Origin of the sequence: Bacillus sp. HMF5848 (genome assembly GCF_003944835.1) — a bacterium.
Lineage (GTDB): Bacteria > Bacillota > Bacilli > Bacillales > HMF5848 > HMF5848.
This window is the reverse complement of sequence record NZ_RWIV01000001.1, coordinates 1,093,375-1,112,860: the sequence shown is the minus strand read 5'-3', so window position 1 is coordinate 1,112,860 and position 19,486 is coordinate 1,093,375. Positions and strand designations below refer to the sequence as shown.

Sequence of the window (19,486 nt, the reverse complement as noted above, 5' to 3'; positions counted from 1 at the left end):
GAGCCAAAGAGAAGAATATCAATACCTCATCTATGCTTTACTTAGTTTGTTCAAAACTACCGTTGCCATCGCATCAATGAATCGAGGATCAGTATTAGGCATAGGTGGTCGGTAGTACGTCGCACCAAGCTCATCAGTCACTATTTTACATTCATAATCATTGTCGTACAGCACCTCTAAATGATCCGACACAAAGCCAACAGGTGCATAGACGAACGATCGGAATCCATTTTCCTCGTATAAGTCACGTGTTAAATCTTGAACATCTGGACCAATCCAAGGGTCTGGTGTGTTTCCAGCACTTTGCCAACCAATTACATAATTATTAATATGTGCTTTCTTAGCAATTAAATCTGCCGTTTCTTGCAGCTGTTGCGGGTATGGATCCCCTGCGGCAATAATCTTTTCAGGTAAACTATGAGCCGACACAATTAATACTGCTTTTTCTTGCTCATCAGCTGTCATACCTTGATAAATCTTTTCTATTTCATTAGCCCAGTACTCTATAAATTTCGGTTCATCGTACCAGCTTTCAATACTTGTTATAGTAGGACCACCTAGTTTTTCAGCAGCTTCCTTAGCACGGCCGTTATATGATTTCACACTATATGTTGAAAAGTGCGGTGCTAAAACAATACTAACTGCTTCTTCAATCCCATCCTTATGCATTTGCTCTACAGCATCTTCCACAAACGGTTCAATATGCTTTAAGCCTAAATACATAGTAAACTCATACTCATCTTGTGAAGCATTTAACTTTTCCGTTAGACTTTCTGCTTGCTCTTGCGTAATCTTAGCGAGTGGTGATATACCACCGATTGCTTCATATCTTTCAGCAAGCTCTGCTAGCATTTCTTCTGATGGCTTACGGCCGCGACGGATATGCGTATAATAACGTTCAAGATCTTCTTCTTTATATGGTGTGCCATATGCCATAACTAAAAGTCCAAGTTTTTTCTTTGTCATCCTTACACCTCATTTTTTATTGTTCTAGGCACTATTTTGCAATACTATCACGTGCTTTGCAAAAAATAAGTGCAGGATTTTGTATTATTTTGTAGCTGTATACGTATGAACAAACTTAGTTAGCTGTTTTAATGTTTCAGGCTGTACTTCCGGAAATACACCGTGACCAAGGTTAAAAATATAACCTGGTGTAATAAGACCTTGATCAAGTATAGCTTTAACTCTTTCTTCTATAACTGGCCAAGGTGCGAGCAAGATAGCGGGATCAAGGTTTCCTTGGACAGTTTTCGTAATGCCAAGCGAACGTGCTTCAGCTATTTGCAAACGCCAATCAAGTCCTACAACATCCACCGGCAAGTCATGCCATTCCATCGCTAAATGACTTGCTCCTACTCCAAACATAATGAGTGGAACATTTTCTTCACGTAAAGCAGTAAAAATTCTATGCATAACAGGCTTGATGAATTGGCGATAGTCAGCAACATTTAATGCACCAACCCATGAGTCGAAAATTTGAATCGCCCTCGCCCCTGCTTTTATTTGTGATTTAACATATGTAATAGTCATATCAGCTAGCTTATCCATTAACGCAAACCAAGCTTTAGGCTCTGTATACATAAATGCTTTTGTTTTATTATAATTTTTTGATGGACCGCCCTCGATCATGTAGCTAGCTAGTGTAAAAGGAGCGCCTGCAAAGCCTATTAAAGGAACAGACAACTGTTCTGTTGTTAACAGACGAATTGTTTCTAACACGTATGGAACGTCTTCCTCTGGATGAATCTCACCTAATGCTTCAACATCTGCTAAAGAGCGAATCGGGTTATCAATGACCGGACCAATCCCTGTTTTAATATCAACATCTACTCCAATAGCAGGCAGTGGAGACATAATGTCTTTATAAAGTATTGCCGCATCAACATCATATTGTTCAACAGGTAGGCGCGTCACATACGCACATAGTTCTGGTTGATGTGTAATCTCAAATAGAGAGTACTTTTCTTTTAAAGCGCGATACTCTGGCTGTGAACGTCCTGCTTGACGCATATACCACACTGGTACATAATCTGTTTTTTCCCCTAAACACGCTTTTAAAAACGTGTCATTAAATGCACGGTTTGTTACCATGATATAGTTTCACCCCATCTTTTAGTTCAATACAAATAATACTATCTTATGTACAACTCTCGCAAACAAACATCACCTGCAAGACTCATCAATAGTCTGTAATATGTTCACTTTTTAGTGATTTTAATTAATTAAATTTTTAGATACTCTACCAATATAACTGTTTCTACTATTGTTGTATAGGTAACACTCTTAAATGTCAAAAATTCGACTAGAATTTATTAAACTGTGTTGGGGTTCACTTCATATTTTTTAGGAAGGAGACTCGAATTAATGTAAATAATATGCGTGCCCCTTGTTGGAACTTTTACTTATGAATGCATTTTGTATGCCACACATAGAGCGTGCACTATATTGGAACATTTTTCACAACAAGGCTATACTGATTATATGATTCATTATTACACATTGAGGTGAAAAAAATGAAAAAACTTTACATAACAAGCGGCACACATGACTATTTACAGAGGATCAGTGAAGATAACATGCTGTTATTAATGGAAGATGATAATGAAGGAATTTTAATCCATGAAACAGAAGGAGAAGGTTTGTTTGAATCTTCTCGTAATTACGAGGTGTTAGATTCAACTGGTTCTTTTGATGAGGCTGGTTTTGCAGTGTTTAATAACATACCTGTGATAGATGAAGGGCGCTCTGTATTTGAAAATCGTTTTATGAACCGCGCACGTCTCATTGAATCAGAGCCTGGCTTTGTTGCAATACGTGTGTTACGTCCACTAGATACAGATACGTACATTATTATGACCCTATGGGACAAGCAGGAAAGCTTTAACAAATGGCAGGAATCGAAAGCCTATGAAAAAGCACATACAAAACGTGGTACATCTGCAGGAATTGATCAACAAAAATCTATCTTTCCTCGCCCATCTTATGTGAAGACATTTGTTCCGCCAAAATTATCTGAATAAGTAGTGCACGTACACATACAGACAAATTGACAGCATTGTTGATTTAATTCAAAACATCGAGCTCACTACATTATGAGTGTTTATACAGCGTAAGAAAAAGTGTAGGGGCTCTCTAATCTATAGAGCCCCTACACTTAAATAATATTATTTCTATTTGCATATATAGCTGCTTGTGTACGGTCTGCTACTTCTAATTTTAATAAAATATTACTAACATGAGTCTTTACCGTCTTAATGCTAATAAATAGTTTGTCCGCTATTTCTTGATTCGTTAACCCGTTGCCAATACAACGCAAAACCTCTATTTCGCGTTCCGTTAAGTCATCATGAAGCTTTCGCTCTTCTCTTCGGAAACGATTCATCATCTTGCTTGCTACCTTCGGCTCTATTTTAGGCTCCCCTTGCTGGGCCTTAAAAATGGCATCTAATATTTCCTCTCCATTTGAAGTTTTCAACATATAGCTAAATGCCCCAGCTTCAATAGCTGGAAAAACTTGTTCATCATCATAGTAGCTTGTAATTATAATAATTTTGCATGTTGAGTGAAATTCCATAATAGCCTTCGTTGCATCAATCCCATTTCCATTTTCCATCAGTAGATCCATAAGAACAACATCCGGCATTTCTTTTCGCACAATGTCAACTGCTTGTTTACCACTTGATGCTTCTCCAACAATTTCTATTAAAGGCTCCGTACTTAAATACATTAGCAATCCTTTTCGGACCATCTCATGATCATCTACCACTACCACTTTAATTGGCTTTGTCATCTTGAATTAAGCCCCCTTCCTCATGAGGTATTGTTATCGTTATGTACGTTCCCTCTTGCAAACGACTTCGAACAGAAATAGTGCCACCTAACTCATAGCAACGTTCCTTCATTGTTCTTAATCCATACGAAGCTACTTTTGTTTCCGTAATATCGAATCCTTTTCCATTGTCACCTATAAACACATGAATGCTTTTAGGTTTATTCGTGATCTGTACAGTAACAGTTGTGGCATCAGAATGTCTTAAAATATTTGATAGCGCTTCTTGAATAATACGAAACAAATGATCCTCCGTTCCATGCGGAAGGTTTACCTTCTCAACCTGTAAGCGGAACAAAATATTCGTTTTCACTTGCAACTCTTCTACAAGCTTACGAACTCCCTCGTCTAACGTATCGTTAGAAAGGTGAACTGGTCGGAGGTGAAGTAGTAACGCCCTCATTTCCCCTTGAGCTTTCGATGCAATCTCTGCAATTTCAGCCATTTGCTTCTTAGCCATCTCAGGGTTTCTATCCTGTAAGCGAATCACGGCTGAACTCATCATACTAAGAGCAAAAAGCTGCTGACTAACCGCATCATGGAGATCTCTAGCAAGACGTTGTCTTTCTTCGATGATGGCAGCAGCATGTGCTTTTTGAGCAAGGTCCGCCTTCTCATTAGCAAGCTTTTGTAACGACCATACTTGGCCTTCAATTTGAGCGGCTAACATATTTAGTTCAGCAGCAATTCTACCAATCTCATCGCTATCCTGTATATCCATTCGTTTGGACAGCGTTCCTCTAGATAATGTTGCAATATATGTTGAAACATCCTCTAGCTTTGTTTTTATGTGATAGCTATTCCGAAAGCCTATGAAAGCTCCTAACATAATAGAAAGAAGAATTGCCACTATTAAGAAAAGCAAGCTAGCTGTAAGTGGTACATCTATGTCATTGACAGTTGAAGCTATGTGCACAACGGCATATAAAATGATGGCCGTTACAGCTGTTGCATATATGTGTGATTTAACAAACAAATAACGGATACTTCGAATCTTTTGAAACAAGCCATCACATCCTTTATATAGAATCTATTTTGACAGAACCAATTTTCAAACGAATGTGTATATTAACCTTTCTGATGGCTTGGTCGTACTCATCTGACACATATGTTACTTGTCGATTTGTACCATCTTCTTTTAATTGCATAACTCGCACATCCCCAATTTTCACATAAGCGTGCACCTTCACTGGCAAATCGTCAGGGATTAACATTTTGACATCCCCAATCGTTCCTTCGATATAAATAGGAGTTTCCATATCTGGTATATATGCTTTTGTAAGGTCGAAGTAATAATCACCAATTCCATTTTTTAAATGTAACGGCTCTAGCTGCCAATCTGGTTTCGAGAATTTTATATCACCAATAGAGAAGCGACCTCCCTTTTTAACAGTGTTATAGTCCTCGTCGTCTATCCAAGCTACATCTTTATCATCAGTATCAACCGTGACGGTAAGCATGTCTCCTAATAAAGCTTTAATTCCTAAATACACAAGAATAACAGGCCACAGCTGCCATACCATCCGCAACTCGAAAAATATGACTCCTAATCGATCTAATATTAGTAATAATCCCGCTGTTGTGAAAAACAGTGCGGAAAACAAGCCATCATGACCTCTAGATCGGATAGCTTTTGCGATGCCACTTGAACCGATTATCAAAAACAAAACCGGATAAAAATTAACAAAAAGCTCCCAAATCCCAAAGGAAATAACGCCAATGTTGACAAATATCAACAAAACACCTAGGCCAACAAGGATTGTTGCAACAACTAAAGATTTAGATTTATCATTCATTCTTTTCGCCCCCAGCTTTGTCTCATTATTTACTTTGACAAAGATTATCAATTTACCTGCTTTCATTGTAAAGCTTTTTTGTAAGACCTAGTACAATCCTTAGTCCGCTCTTATCTCAGTCTTAAGACTGATAATTTTTACTTATGTTTATATTCACTTTCACACATAGGCGTTCATCCCCATACTCTATATTACTACTCACCGCATAGGGTATAGCGAAGTGCTTGTCTACCGGCTTATAAGGCTGATCGACAGTCCTTTCACGTCATCATTACTACGCTATTCAAGCGGCCAGAGCGCTTCGTATGAGATAACCAGACGAAGCATAGATTCGATGTTGACTACTCGTAAGAAGGAGGGCGAAGCATCACTAGTGTTTGGGCACCTGTAGCTAGACATTAATTTAGCTACAAAATCTCAATAAGAAAGAGTTTAGGAGGATGATCTAGGTGTTAGTGACATTAACTGCACTTCATTGGATTTACGTCATATTTATAGGGTTAATCATTGGCTTTATGATTTTCCGTCGTGACACAACATTAATATGTATAGCCGGAATATTTTTACTAGCGTTTGTAGCGACAGGAAGCTTAACCTCTTCTGTTAGTGGTATTTTTAATAGTTTTGCTTTTGCTATTACAGAGCTTCTATCTACAATTCTTGTAATCTCGATTATTGTTGCTATGAGTAGGGCATTAACGGTAACAGGTGTCAATGATGTTATGATATCACCATTTACAAAGCTAATCCGTACACCTGCGTTAGCATATTGGGTCATTGGTATTTTAATGATGGTTATCTCTTGGTTTTTCTGGCCATCCCCTGCTGTTGCCTTACTTGGTGCTGTTTTACTACCAGTTGCTGTTCGTGTTGGCTTGCCAGCACTAGGGGTGGCTATGGCAATGAACTTATTTGGTCATGGAATAGCCTTATCAGGGGATTTCGTCATTCAAGCTGCTCCGAAATTAACAGCAGATGCTGCAGGACTTCCTGTACAAGATGTTGTGGCGGCAAGTGTTCCGTTAGTTATTGTGATGGGTGTTGTAACAACTGTTGTGGCATTTATTTTTCTTCGGAGAGATATGAAAAAGGGACGTTTATCTTCAGGAAATGGTGATAGTTCTCCTCACACAAATCCACTAACCGAAGACCTCAGTCACCAGGAGAAAAAAGAGCTAAAACAATTATTATCTACCAACTCAAAACGTTTAATAGCACTCCTAATTCCTGTTTTATTTGCATTAAATATTTTGGCTATGTTTGCGTTTAACTTACAAGGTGGAGATGCAACGGCACTAATTGGAGGAACGTCGATCTTTATTTTGTTAATCATTGCTTTAAGTGCTCATAAGAATAAAGGATTAGAAGAAACAACTCAATATTTAATCGAGGGCTTTCAATTTGGATTTAAAGTATTTGGACCTGTCATTCCGATAGCTGCTTTTTTCTATCTGGGCGACTCTGGTTTTACAAAGATTATCGGAGAGTTTTTACCTGCTGGTTCAAACGGAATTGTTAATGACCTTGGTGTGGCATTAGCGAATAATGTTCCTTTAAACGCAACAGTTGGAGCTATTACGTTAACTACAGTTGGAGCTATTACAGGGTTAGATGGTTCAGGCTTTTCTGGCATTTCACTTGCTGGCTCAATTGCTCAATTATTCGCAGTAGCCATTGACACAAGTGCCGCTACGCTAACAGCACTTGGACAAATCGCAGCGATTTGGGTTGGTGGCGGTACACTTGTACCATGGGCTTTAATTCCTGCTGCTGCTATTTGTGGTGTGGATCCGTTTGAATTAGCTCGCAAAAACCTCTTGCCAGTCACGATAGGGCTAATAGTAACAACAATATTTGCAATGTTCCTCCTATAGGTATTTTCATTAAAATATTTACCTTTTTTTCTAGCCTTCCGATCCCATAGTAAGAAAGAGATTGTCAATCGACAATCTCTTTTTTCGTTCAATATTAGAAATAAACTACAAAAATAACAAGTGCTAATACAATCCTATATATAGCGAATGGAACAAGCTTTATTTTATTAATTAGCTTTAGGAAAAAACGAATTGATATGAGTGCAAATACAAATGCACTTATAAAACCCGCTATGAAGAAAGGCATTGCGTCAAGGGTGAAATATTGCCAGTTTTTCAATAAAGATAAACCACTTGCACCAACCATTATAGGAACAGCCATGATAAATGTGAAATCAGCTGCCGCCCGGTGACTCATACCTAAAATTACCCCACCAGATATTGTAGAACCTGACCTTGAGAAGCCCGGCCATAGTGATAAGCATTGAATGCAACCTACAATTAATGCCTGTTTATAGGTTATTTGATCGACCGTTTGAGTGATAGGATTTTTTGAACTTAAGCGGTCAGCTAGAATCATAAGAAATGCTCCAATAACTAACCCTATCAACACGGTATGAATAGAAAATAAATATTCGTCAATGTAATCTTCAAACAATACTCCCAGAATACCGGCAGGAAGTAAGCCTACGATAACTTGAGAGAGTGTAAGTCGCTGTGTAGTACGTTGATTCCCCTCACCCTTTGTTAAAAATTTATTCAATCCTAATAAATCAATAAATCTATTCCAAAAAACAACAACGACAGCGAGGATAGACCCTAATTGAATCACTATTTTGAACGTATTGGCTACATACTTCGTTAGAATTTCTTCAGATTGCAACCACATATCATCCACAATTATCATGTGACCGGTTGATGATACAGGCGCAAATTCGGTTAAGCCTTCCACTATCCCTAAAATAATTGCCTTTAAAATAGAAAGTACATCCATTGTTAATTAACTCCCTAAACTCATTTTCATTACTGCTTTCATGCTAAGCATAGTAGTAGTATTTTTAACCATTACGAGTTAATTCAATCGGATATGGAATAGTTCCTACTTTTACGAAATTAACAATTTCAACAGCAAGATATACTGATTTTATAGCATTCATTCTCAAAAATATATTCTTTTTTTTATCCAAATTTCATAACAAAAACCACTCAGGATTTATTCCCGAGCGGTTTCAACTCACTCTGTATCTAGCATGCTATTAAGCGTATCAATGATGTTTTCTAGCATTTTTTCTGTAAAAGCTCCCATACTAAAATTAACAATAGCACGTAATGGCATGTGTTTCAGCATAGCATCAAACATTTCGTTTGCATTCCCCTCTTTTTGAGTTGCAGAAAGAGGACTGTCCTCCATCATACTCTTTAAAAATTGCATAGCAACAGGAGCAAGAATAGGATTTGCCATTATATCTCCCACTGTTGTATTTCTATGAATCTTGTTCACAATAGGTACCGTTGACTCGACAAATATTGACCCCTCTAATTTAATATCTCTTGAGGATTGACCAATTAAAACTCGGAACTCTCCTGTCTCTACATGCCAGTCATTTAACTCGACACTATAATATGCAAATGCTCGCTTATCTAAATGAAAAGTAACGGTCTTCTCCTCACCTGGCTCTAAACTAACTTTATCAAAGCCTACTAATTCCTTCAAAGGACGTGTCACGTTACTTTCCACATCCCTTACATACAATTGAACAACATCTTTACCTCTTATATTCCCAACGTTCTTTACCTTTAGTGACACATACACTGCTTCCACATCTGTTATTGTGTCGGAACTAATCCGTAAGTCACTGTATTCAAAGTTTGTATAACTCAAGCCATAGCCGAATGGGAAGAGTGGGTCTATTTCCTTCGTGTCGTAGTATCTATACCCTACAAATATTCCTTCTCTATACTCTACCGTATCCCGATCACCAGGAAAATTGAGGTGCGAAGGATTATCAGAAAGTTTGACAGGAAAACTCTCGGCTAGCTTTCCGCTTGGATTCACATCGCCAAATAATATTTTAGCTATCGCTCCTCCAAAGGCTTGCCCACCTAAGTAGCCCTCGAGCACAGCCTTTACTTGTTTAAGCCACGGCATTTCAATCGGGGCACCATTGTTAAGTACAACAACTAAGTTGTCATGCATTTCAGCTAATTGTTCAATGAGATTTTTTTGATTCTCTGGGATACGCAGATGTTCTCGGTCATACCCCTCAGATTCATATCGATCAGGTAGACCAACAAATAACACAACAGCATCAGATTGTTCAGCTACATCTCTAGCCTGTTTTACTAAGTCCTCATTAATAGCATCACTGTCTAACTCATATCCTAGCGCAAATAACACGTTGACATTGTTACTAGCAGACTTACGTATTTCACCGATAATGTCATCTATTTTTGTTGGATTGACATGGGAGCTTCCTCCACCTTGATATCTTGGAGTTTTCGCTAGCGCACCTATAATAGAAATGGTCCCTTTCCTCAATAGAGGCAAAATTTGATTTTCATTTTTCAACAAAACTACACTTTCTGCGGCTACTTCCCTTGCAAGGGTATGGTGCTCTTCTTTATCGTATGTTGCATCTATGTTAGCATTATTTATATATTTCAGAATAAATGTTACTATTCTCTCCACAGCATGATTCAACACATCTTCTGAGAGACTACCATTTTTAACTGCTTCCACTATTTTATTATCTCCATTGCCATAGCTTGAGGGCATTTCAAGATCCAAACCCGCTTGCAGACCCTTTACTCGCTCATCAACAGCACCCCAATCTGAAACTACCAATCCATCAAATCCCCATTCATCCCTTAAAATATCAGTCAGTAGTCTTTTATGTTGTGAAGCAAACTCGCCATTAACCTTGTTATATGAGCACATCACCGTCCATGGCTGTGCCTTTTTCACCGTATTTTCAAAGCTCGCTAAATATATTTCTCGAAGTGTTCTTTCATCAACGACTGCATCCACTGTCATTCTTCTATACTCTTGATTGTTTACCGCGAAGTGCTTTAACGAAGTTCCTACACCTTGGCTTTGTACACCGTTGATATGAGCAATCGCCATTTCAGATGATAAATATGGGTCTTCAGAAAAATATTCGAAGTTTCTACCACAAAGCGGGGAGCGCTTTATGTTAACACCAGGCCCGAGTAGTGCTGCCACCTTTTCTGCTTGAGCTTCATTTCCTAATGCCTTACCAACACGCTCTACTAACTCTCGATTCCATGTACTTGCTAATCCAACAGCTGAGGGAAAGCATGTTGCTGGTACGCTATCATAAATACCTAAATGATCGGCATCATTTGCTTGCTTTCGTAACCCATGAGGTCCATCTGTAACCATAACGGATGGAATTCCTAATCGTTCAATACCTTTTAAATGCCAGAAATCTAACCCAGAACACAAGCTTGCTTTTTCCTCTAATGTCATTTGTGAGATTAAAGCTGTTACATCTTTCACAATCATACCTCCTTATCGTTTGTAAGAATATGAACTAAAATGTTACTTGCATCCGCTGTAAGACTGTTACCAATAACTCAAAACTTATGAAACAGCAAGCCAACATTAATTTTATTCATACTTAAAGAATTTATTGATAGATTATTGTAAAATATATCACTACCTGTATACCCTTTTTTTCCAAATAACTGTATATAAAAAGATTTCTATACATTACTTAGAAATCCCTTCTTATTCTACTTACTAGAACATGAAAAAAGCACCAGGGCTGCCTGATGCTTTTTCAACATTATTTCTTGTTTATTTGTCTGCCACTTTTCTTTTGGCTTTGATTTTGGCTGTTACCTACTTGATAGTCACTGCCGAATTCTACATCATTTCGGCCTTGTTGTTTTTTTAACTGCTGAGCCGATTGCTCTTGATTTAATTTACCTTGTTTACTCATACGCATTCCTCCTGAAATATTAGCTACAAACGTAATGTATCCAATATGTCAGGTTATTAAGCATATTTTCGTTTACTAATACGCTGATTGATGTAAACAAATGTTATAAATACGATATATCCCGCACAAATACCTGCTACAACATCAGATAAATAATGCACACCTAGTGCTACTCTGCTGATTCCCATTAAAAACAACAGCAAAGCTACACAAGTTACTGTTACTGTTGCAGTAAATTTAAATGTCACATGTTTGATCACATAATAGGCAACTAAGCTATACAATACAAATCCAACCATCATATGCCCACTCGGAAAGCTGTATCCCTCTGATTCTACAACGGCCTGTAAACTAGGTCGAGGTCTACCAATCCAGTCTTTAAAAATGCTATTGGAAAAATAAGCTGTTAGCCCTCCAACAAAAAAGATAAAAGCTCCTATATAATCTTTTTTCACTATTAAAAATACTATCATGAGTAACAATACAGTCAAAACAGCATACGTTGAGCCAAATACTGCAACAGCAACAAAAAATGGTGTTGCACTATTAAGCGCTGTAAAAATGGATGAGCCTACCGTATCAATAAGAAGCTCTTCACCACGTAACACTAAAAATGTCAGAACAGTAAGTATTAACACCGCAACTGGCACAAAAGCATACAACACCGACCATATGTGCCTCCCCCGGCTAGTAACAAGTTCTGAATTCTCTCTTAATTGTACACTCATACCGTTTCTTTTCCCCCATTTGTTATATCTTGTAGCAATCTTAATCTAAAGCAATTCATCGTGGTTTTCCCTAAATGTTCCACTAAACTATAATTCGCAACAGCGCCTACAACGGCTCCGATCCCAGGCATAAGCTGTAATAGCTTCGCCAAGTCAATGTAATCTCGATATTCTTGTTGAAATGCCCGCCAATCCAATAACTTCGCCTCAGATTCTGTCATATGCCATTCTTCAATTATGTTCAATACTTGCTGGCGATGAGCATGACTCGAAAAGGCTAACTGAAATATATACAGTAAAAAGTAGCGTTCGTTTTCCTGCTTCGTGTTAAATCCATATATGGCACTTAATTCAAAAAGCATGCGCATCTTAATTGATAACAGTAACGGAAAGTCTGTCAAGCCAAGAACAACTCCACCGGCGCCTGTTCCGGCGCCACCCAACATACCCGCTCTTTTATAGGATGCAATTTTTGCTAAAGCACGTTCATCACGTTCTTGTAAAGTCAATTGCTGCAGTGGTGAAGTGCCAGCAAAGCCCGATCCTGATAGCACCACTTCTACCATTTTCTTAATAGCGTCTGTTAGTGCAGTGTGAACTTTATCAGGAACCAGACTGTTTATTTTTGTTTGCAGTTGCTTTGAAGAACGAGTGAATAAGCTTGGCTTTTGCAAAATAGAATGTTTCCAGTAAAAAAGCTCTTTGTGAATAGCTTGTTCGTAATTCTCCACCCATCTCGTCCTTTCTCGTTAATTATTTATTTTTTTCATAAAAAAGCTGGTTAACGCTCCACTCGAAAGAAGTCCGGCTAACAACCCATACAAAGCCATTTGCCATGAGTCAATAAAAAACATAGCAGCACTTAAGAATACTGTCTGAGTTGTTAAAAGCAAGAATAGCATCTTTTTAAACGAAGTAAGCTGATGATTAGCATTTATAGGATAAAGGCGTAACCATATTGTGAATTTAAAATGATGAAATAGAACTTTAAGTTGAAAGCCTGTTACATATAAAAACAATGGAATAATAAAGATCTTCCAATTGTTTGTAGGAAATCCGAGCAGAAAAATTACTGCTATTATAGTTAAGCGAATATATAGCGAGAAATAATCTCCAGAACGTGCGAAAGTTCGCCAATACAAATATGGATAGCTTTGCTCTTTCGAAAATGGAACTTTAAGTAAAGGATCTAACCATTTACGACGCTTCACAGTTTGTTTTAAATGAGGAACGTCCGTAAAAAGATTGGCTATTTTATAAAATGACAACATTCGTTTTTCCTCAAGATGTATAAGCTTTTCCCATTTTAGAGTTTTTCCGTTTGTGAGCTTCATGTAAAAAAACATGAGTGCTGCAGCAATGATAATTATTACAGCAATATATAAAGGATTAGCACGTTGTAACGCAATATAAATAAAGGCAAAGTTCACTAAGTATCTAACAACAATATCAAGGATATCTAAAGAGCTGTCAGCGATATACATCATCTTCCACTTCATAAACATATTCCATGCTTTCAAGATTACAATAATGGTTAGTAACGCAAGCACCTGCCACTTTGTTGGAGAGTGAAATCTAACATACAAAGGACTCAACACTGCTATAGCAACTACTAACATGTACCCTTTGCTAATTATGCTTACAGATATACACTTTTTAAAGTATGGAGCAAGCTTCGTCTCTGCAGGAAGTAAGAAAACAATGTCGGGTTCCTTTAGAAAAGTTTGCACAGCACTAGGTGTTAAAGCTGCGGCTATAATTAAAGCCATAATAAAATTAGCAGGAAATGTTGGTGAAACCACAGTTAGCCATTGTTGGTATGCATAAGCTCCTCCTCCTATTAAAAAAAGAAGAACTAGCATTAAATGCTGGTTAAAAATGTATCGTAAATATCGTGATGTTTCTTGTAAATATTGTTGAAATCGCTTATTCCAAATATCTTGAATGTTCATCATTGCTCTTCTTCCTTTGTTAGCTCAATATAAATATCATCTAACGACGCACCTGGCATTTTAAAGCTATTTTGCAAGTCAGATAATGTACCTTTTGCGCGAATTTTTCCATCATGAAGAATAATAAATGAATCACAATATTTTTCAGCTGTTGCTAATATATGTGTTGACATGAGTATTCCTGCTCCACTTTCCTTCATCTCTTGCATAAGCTCAAGCAAAGCGTGAATCCCAAGAGGATCTAAACCAACAAACGGTTCATCAATAATATATAAAGAAGGTTGTACTAAAAAAGCACACATAATCATAACCTTTTGCTTCATGCCCTTAGAAAAGTGTGAAGGAAACCAAGACAACCGTTTTTCCATTCTAAATTTTTTCAGCAATATTGGTGTACGCTCTTCAAGCTGTTCTTTCGTTAACCCATAAGCCATTGCTGTTAGCTCGATATGCTCTTTTAATGTTAAGTTTTCATATAGTATAGGTGTTTCAGGAATAAAGCTAAATTGCGAGCGATATTTCTCTATATTGTCTTGCGTCTTTACACCATTAATTTGCACCTCTCCTTTTCGAGGCTCCATCAATCCAATAATATGTTTAATCGTTGTACTTTTTCCTGCGCCATTTAGACCTATAAGACCAACGATCTCTTTAGGTTTTACTTCAAAAGACACATCCTGTAATACATTATTTTTCGTATAACCACCGGATAAATCTTTTACTTGTAATAAGCTCATTTTACAAATCCTCTCAAAGAAATATTTGATTAATATTGTAGCATGATGCTCACTGTTTTTGCATTTTTTCCCTTCAAGGTTTCATTAATTGTTTTCACCCTATATTTCACGAGATGATTTCGTCAGGTTTAACTTCTATAGCCACAATAAATGATAATAAAATAAAATAATTAAATTCTTTGTAATAATTTCGGCATCGTTGGTCCATAATAATTAGCGAAGGGGCAGAGGTTAAACAATGAAGATGAACACAGAATCATCAAACATTGAAATGAGGTGTCGGTGAACGACATTTTACTTTAAGCTCTAGCAAATAGTACTCGATATCAACCAAATGAGGTGTTGACGAAAGACACATTTGTGAAGTAACCAAACAACTTCCATGACAAATGAGGTGTTTCGTAAAGAGACTTTACTGTATTAGACGCAAATCTGCCTCTTCATAGACGGAGCAGGGTACCACTACCCTGTTCCGTTGTTTTTTTTCTTATAATTTTAATCAAAAAATTCCAATTACCTATCTACTCTGATATAGTTTTGATAACAGATACTTTAAGAAAAGAAAGGGTGTTTAACATGAGTGAGTGTATTTTTTGTAAAATAGTTAACGGGGACATCCCTTGTGCAAAAGTGTTTGAAAATGAAGATGTTGTCGCATTTCTGGACATTAGTCAAGTCACTAAAGGACATACACTTGTTATCCCGAAGGTACATAAAGAGAACGTATATGAGTTATCTGAAAAAGAAGCTGAAAGTATTTTTAAAGTTGTACCACATATAGCAAATGCCATTCACGAGCAATTCCAACCAGTCGGATTAAATGTGTTAAATAATAACGGCGAAGATGCTGGACAATCTGTGTTTCACTTTCATATGCACTTAATTCCTCGCTATGGTAAAGGAGACGGCTTTGGCGCTGTTTGGAAAACAAATAATAGTCAATACACATCCGAAGATCTCCAAGATATTGCTCAGAAAATTTCAAGTTCACTTTAGTAAAGTTTGAATTACACAACCCGTTGGTGCAGAAAGCCATAGCTACCAGAATCTTCAAATAACAAAATTTTAAAGGCTGTCCTAAAAAGATCAAGAAAAAATGATCTTTTTAGGACGGCTTTTTTTATTATCAAATATTAACCAAATCACCTGCGTTTTTGTAAGTTATCTTCCAATACAGCACATACAAAACTCTAGTCATCGTATTTACTTTTCAAAATTTTGTCGATACTCAAACTATTATCTACTTAATTTTAAAAAAATTCAAAATTTAAACTTTTATTTTCTATTAAACATGATAGGATATATGTAATCTTATTTGAGCGAGGAGGATTCAACATGACAGAAACTCGTGCATTCAATTTTAATGCGGGACCATCAGCCTTACCAACAGAAGTATTACATAAAGCTCAACAAGAACTGCTTAACTTCAAAGGTACTGGCATGTCAGTAATGGAATTAAGTCATCGCAGCAAGGAGTATGATGCGGTTCACGAAGGCGCATTAGCAAGATTACGTTCTATCATGAATATTTCTGATGAATATGAGGTGCTGTTCTTACAAGGTGGGGCAAGTTTACAATTTTCAATGATTCCTTTGAACTTTCTACATGAGAAGCAAGTGGCATATTATGTATTAACAGGAGCATGGTCGGAGAAGGCATTAAAAGAAGCTGAAAAATTAGGTCATACTAAAGTAATAGCTTCTAGTAAGGAGCAAAACTACAGCTACATCCCTGCTGTGGATTGTTCTCTTACATTGGAGAACCCAGCTTACGTCCATATAACAACAAATAACACTATTTTTGGTACTCAGTGGCATGATTTTTCCGGCTTACCAGATGCTGATTTAGTGGCCGATATGTCAAGCGACATATTAAGTCGTAAGCTTGACGTGAACAAATTTTCATTAATATATGCAGGAGCGCAAAAGAACTTAGGCCCTTCTGGTGTAACGGTTGCCATTGTAAAAAAATCGCTGCTGGAAAGGTCACACAGTAATTTACCAACGATGCTAAATTATACTACTCACACAAAAGCCAATTCTTTATATAATACACCACCAACCTTTGCGATTTACTTGTTAAGTCTTGTATTACAATGGGTTGAGGAGCAAGGTGGAATTGAAAAAGTAGAACAACGTAACGAACAAAAAGCTGCTCTGCTTTATAACAGTATTGATGACAGTAATGGCTTCTACACACCACATGCTGCTATAGATAGTCGGTCAAATATGAATGTAACATTTACTTTACCTACCGAGGAAGCAACTAAAAAGTTCCTTTCGTCCGCTAAAGAAAAAGGATTTATTGGTCTCGCAGGACATCGTTCTGTTGGAGGTTGTCGTGCTTCCATTTATAACGCTGTTAGCTTAGAAGCATGTGAGGCACTAGCAACATATATGCAAGATTTTAAGAATTCATATTTATAACTTTAAATTCTGACAAATTACTGCTATACTTGTGATAAGCTTTTTTGCACTAGGCATTAGCGCACTAGTGGGGGAAGCTAAAAAAATTAGTCTAGATTAGATGAGGAGAGATGAGCATGAAAATGAATACGAGAGTACTAGTCTTATTGTCACTGTTTATTGGGATTGGAGCAGTTTTACACGCAGTTATTCCTGGATATGGATCAGGTATGAAGCCAGATATGCTTCTTATTATGATGTTCCTAGGGTTGCTACTATTTCCGCAAGCAAATTATGCTGTTGTGTTAGGTATTGTAACCGGTTTGATTTCTGGACTTACAACAACATTTCCTGGTGGATTCCTACCCAATATGGTCGATAAGATAATTACGTCGCTTGTAATCGTATTAGTCATTATCGCTCTAAAGAAATACAGTCAAAATGTTGTGTTTGCAGCTATTATAACAGCAGTTGGAACCATTGTTTCAGGTATTATTTTCTTAACGGCGGCACTTGCCATTGTCGGCTTACCTGCTGGTTTTATGGTTTTATTTGTTGCAGTTGTTCTTCCAGCAACAGTCTTAAATACAATTGCTATGGTTGTATTACACCCAATTGTTCAACAAATATTAAGGCGCACAACACTAGTTCCACAAATGTAAAGAAAATACACACATGAAAGGCTGCCTATTAGGCAGCCTTATTTCTTTTAAGTTATTAAGATATTAAATATATGAGAAACCCAATCAGCAAAGCACCACTGGCTACAGTAGCAAAGAGCTTAAGGCGCTCCTGTAATACACGTTTAGGAGGGTACATACCAGGTCGTAAAAAAGCTAGCAAAAAGTGAACAAATACTGCTAAGCACAGAAATCCAACTACTAAAAACACTATTGCTATTTGCCTCACAACCACGCCTCCTTTCTATGATGCTATTATATGCAAAAAAAATCGCTGTATGTACTAACAAATAAAAGAGGATTTTTGTTTGTTTTGTAGAATAGTTTATTATAAAAATTGACATAATTGGGAGGTTTAATGCTTACATTGATTTTTTCAATTATTCACTATGATATGATATAACGAATTGTTCTGAGTGCAACAAAAGAAAAAAAGTTAAAGAATATTGGTTAATTTTTCAGATTTTTTTAAATTTTATCTTTAACATTTTTTATTTTACTGGCATAATAGAGAAAAGAAGTCAATGTAAAGCAGGTGACGTTATGAAAGGAAACGAGAACTATTCGGCTAAAGAAGCACTAATATTTAGTCAGCGTATTGCACAATTAAGTAAGGCGTTGTGGAAGTCGGTAGAAAAAGATTGGCAGCAATGGATTAAGCCATATGATCTCAATATTAACGAACACCACATACTTTGGATTGCTTACCATCTGAAAGGGGCATCTATTTCAGAAATTGCAAAGTTTGGTGTTATGCACGTATCTACAGCATTTAACTTTTCAAAAAAGCTGGAAGAACGTGGTCTTCTTCATTTTTCAAAAAAAGAAACTGACAAACGGAATACGTATATTGAATTAACAGAAGACGGAGAAAAAATTTTACTGGACTTAATTGAAAGCTATGAACCTAATAAAAATTCTGCTTTCGTAGGTTCCCTCCCACTAAAAGAGATGTACGGAAAGTTCCCAGAAATATTAGAAGTTATGGGTATTATCAGGAATATTTACGGGGATGACTTCATGCAAATATTTGAAACATCATTCACAAATATTAAAGAGGAATTTGTAGAAGAGGATGGCAGGTTGAGAAAAAAGCAGGAAGCTAACTCTCTACCACAAGAGTAAGGTGCTCAATTCTTCCTTCTACGATCTTTATAGAACAATTGTTTAAATTCCTCCATTATTGGTTTAAACATATGCTGTGCGAGTAATGTGTCAATTGTCTTCTCGAGATCAAGCACATTTGGTATTAGCTGCCTAAAATCTTCAAGAAGCGGGGTGAATATAACAAAGCCTTCCGCTTTTTGTTTTTTGTACTCATTGTTCAGCCTTTCACAATTTTGCAGGAAATCCTCTACCTCTTGCTGAGATAAACGACATTCCATCACATAGTAATAAAAGGGAGCCTTGTCTGGACCAATATATTGTAGTAAAAGAGTATGATAATATTCTAGACGCTCAACTCGCTTTTCTAATGTCTCCATTTGTATCCCCCTAAACACTCATCCTTACTTCTATTTTAACTAAACTTACCGAAAACACAACTAACTTCCTACACATTAATACATCACCTCTC

The 19,486-nt window shown here is 37.0% G+C and carries 20 protein-coding genes; 6 read left to right on the top strand and 14 right to left on the bottom strand.

What is annotated here, in order from left to right:
• Window positions 1-30: 30 nt before the first annotated feature.
• Entirely contained in the window at window positions 31-966 is a 936-nt protein-coding gene (gene hemH, locus EJF36_RS05390) for a ferrochelatase (protein ID WP_125905339.1), read from the bottom strand.
• 84 nt (window positions 967-1,050) lie between these two features.
• The gene (gene hemE, locus EJF36_RS05385; protein ID WP_125905338.1) at window positions 1,051-2,094 is read right to left on the bottom strand and encodes a uroporphyrinogen decarboxylase; all 1,044 of its coding nucleotides are present in this window, start codon (window positions 2,092-2,094) and stop codon (window positions 1,051-1,053) included.
• Between the two features lie 422 nt (window positions 2,095-2,516).
• Between hemE and EJF36_RS05380 the strand changes: the two genes are divergently transcribed.
• Window positions 2,517-3,023: an antibiotic biosynthesis monooxygenase family protein gene (locus EJF36_RS05380; protein ID WP_125905337.1), complete on the top strand. Its 507-nt coding sequence runs from the start codon at window positions 2,517-2,519 to the stop codon at window positions 3,021-3,023.
• 134 nt (window positions 3,024-3,157) lie between these two features.
• Here EJF36_RS05380 and EJF36_RS05375 read toward each other — a convergent pair whose 3' ends face one another.
• Genes EJF36_RS05375 through liaF form a run of 3 tightly spaced genes read right to left on the bottom strand, consistent with a single transcriptional unit; the run spans window position 3,158 to window position 5,628 of the window.
• Window positions 3,158-3,793, bottom strand: a complete 636-nt coding sequence (locus tag EJF36_RS05375; protein WP_125905336.1) for a response regulator transcription factor — start codon at window positions 3,791-3,793, stop codon at window positions 3,158-3,160.
• Window positions 3,777-4,838, bottom strand: a complete 1,062-nt coding sequence (locus EJF36_RS05370) for a sensor histidine kinase (protein ID WP_125905335.1) — start codon at window positions 4,836-4,838, stop codon at window positions 3,777-3,779. The genes EJF36_RS05375 and EJF36_RS05370 overlap by 17 nt, the downstream gene beginning before the upstream one ends.
• 13 nt (window positions 4,839-4,851) lie before the next feature.
• Complete coding sequence (gene liaF, locus EJF36_RS05365; protein ID WP_185806818.1) at window positions 4,852-5,628, bottom strand: cell wall-active antibiotics response protein LiaF; 777 nt, start codon at window positions 5,626-5,628, stop codon at window positions 4,852-4,854.
• 449 nt (window positions 5,629-6,077) lie between these two features.
• Between liaF and EJF36_RS05360 the strand changes: the two genes are divergently transcribed.
• Window positions 6,078-7,502, top strand: coding sequence for a hypothetical protein (locus EJF36_RS05360; RefSeq protein ID WP_125905333.1), 1,425 nt, complete (start codon window positions 6,078-6,080; stop codon window positions 7,500-7,502).
• Window positions 7,503-7,596: 94 nt separating this feature from the next.
• Here the strand turns inward: EJF36_RS05360 and EJF36_RS05355 are convergent, their stop codons facing one another.
• The 7 genes from EJF36_RS05355 to EJF36_RS05330 form a co-directional block, all read right to left on the bottom strand.
• On the bottom strand, window positions 7,597-8,436 hold the full coding sequence (locus EJF36_RS05355; RefSeq protein ID WP_125905332.1) for an undecaprenyl-diphosphate phosphatase: 840 nt from the start codon (window positions 8,434-8,436) through the stop codon (window positions 7,597-7,599).
• A 240-nt stretch (window positions 8,437-8,676) separates the two neighbouring features.
• The gene (locus EJF36_RS05350; protein WP_125908271.1) at window positions 8,677-10,965 is read right to left on the bottom strand and encodes a glycoside hydrolase family 3 C-terminal domain-containing protein; all 2,289 of its coding nucleotides are present in this window, start codon (window positions 10,963-10,965) and stop codon (window positions 8,677-8,679) included.
• 286 nt (window positions 10,966-11,251) lie between these two features.
• Complete coding sequence (locus EJF36_RS21420; RefSeq protein ID WP_185806817.1) at window positions 11,252-11,407, bottom strand: hypothetical protein; 156 nt, start codon at window positions 11,405-11,407, stop codon at window positions 11,252-11,254.
• A 56-nt stretch (window positions 11,408-11,463) separates the two neighbouring features.
• Window positions 11,464-12,135, bottom strand: a complete 672-nt coding sequence (locus EJF36_RS05345) for a phosphatase PAP2 family protein (RefSeq protein ID WP_125905331.1) — start codon at window positions 12,133-12,135, stop codon at window positions 11,464-11,466.
• A complete protein-coding gene (locus tag EJF36_RS05340; RefSeq protein WP_125905330.1) occupies window positions 12,132-12,866 on the bottom strand; it encodes an EcsC family protein in 735 nt (244 codons plus the stop codon). Before EJF36_RS05340 ends, EJF36_RS05345 begins: the two co-directional genes overlap by 4 nt.
• A gap of 18 nt (window positions 12,867-12,884) precedes the next feature.
• Entirely contained in the window at window positions 12,885-14,090 is a 1,206-nt protein-coding gene (locus tag EJF36_RS05335; protein ID WP_125905329.1) for an ABC transporter permease, read from the bottom strand.
• Window positions 14,087-14,824 (bottom strand): ABC transporter ATP-binding protein, encoded by a 738-nt coding sequence (locus EJF36_RS05330; protein ID WP_125905328.1) that lies wholly within the window; start codon window positions 14,822-14,824, stop codon window positions 14,087-14,089. Before EJF36_RS05330 ends, EJF36_RS05335 begins: the two co-directional genes overlap by 4 nt.
• A gap of 576 nt (window positions 14,825-15,400) precedes the next feature.
• Between EJF36_RS05330 and EJF36_RS05325 the strand changes: the two genes are divergently transcribed.
• From EJF36_RS05325 to EJF36_RS05315, 3 genes are all read left to right on the top strand, one after another.
• Entirely contained in the window at window positions 15,401-15,820 is a 420-nt protein-coding gene (locus tag EJF36_RS05325) for an HIT family protein (protein ID WP_125905327.1), read from the top strand.
• Window positions 15,821-16,159: 339 nt separating this feature from the next.
• A complete protein-coding gene (gene serC / locus EJF36_RS05320; RefSeq protein ID WP_125905326.1) occupies window positions 16,160-17,251 on the top strand; it encodes a 3-phosphoserine/phosphohydroxythreonine transaminase in 1,092 nt (363 codons plus the stop codon).
• A gap of 122 nt (window positions 17,252-17,373) precedes the next feature.
• Window positions 17,374-17,892: a tryptophan transporter gene (locus tag EJF36_RS05315; protein ID WP_125908270.1), complete on the top strand. Its 519-nt coding sequence runs from the start codon at window positions 17,374-17,376 to the stop codon at window positions 17,890-17,892.
• A 55-nt stretch (window positions 17,893-17,947) separates the two neighbouring features.
• On the opposite strand, the gene EJF36_RS05310 is transcribed toward EJF36_RS05315, so the two are convergent.
• On the bottom strand, window positions 17,948-18,139 hold the full coding sequence (locus tag EJF36_RS05310) for a hypothetical protein (RefSeq protein WP_125905325.1): 192 nt from the start codon (window positions 18,137-18,139) through the stop codon (window positions 17,948-17,950).
• Between the two features lie 314 nt (window positions 18,140-18,453).
• Between EJF36_RS05310 and EJF36_RS05305 the strand changes: the two genes are divergently transcribed.
• Window positions 18,454-19,035, top strand: a complete 582-nt coding sequence (locus tag EJF36_RS05305; RefSeq protein WP_125905324.1) for an HTH-type transcriptional regulator Hpr — start codon at window positions 18,454-18,456, stop codon at window positions 19,033-19,035.
• Window positions 19,036-19,040: 5 nt separating this feature from the next.
• On the opposite strand, the gene EJF36_RS05300 is transcribed toward EJF36_RS05305, so the two are convergent.
• A complete protein-coding gene (locus EJF36_RS05300; RefSeq protein ID WP_125905323.1) occupies window positions 19,041-19,394 on the bottom strand; it encodes a DUF1878 family protein in 354 nt (117 codons plus the stop codon).
• Window positions 19,395-19,486: the final 92 nt, after the last annotated feature.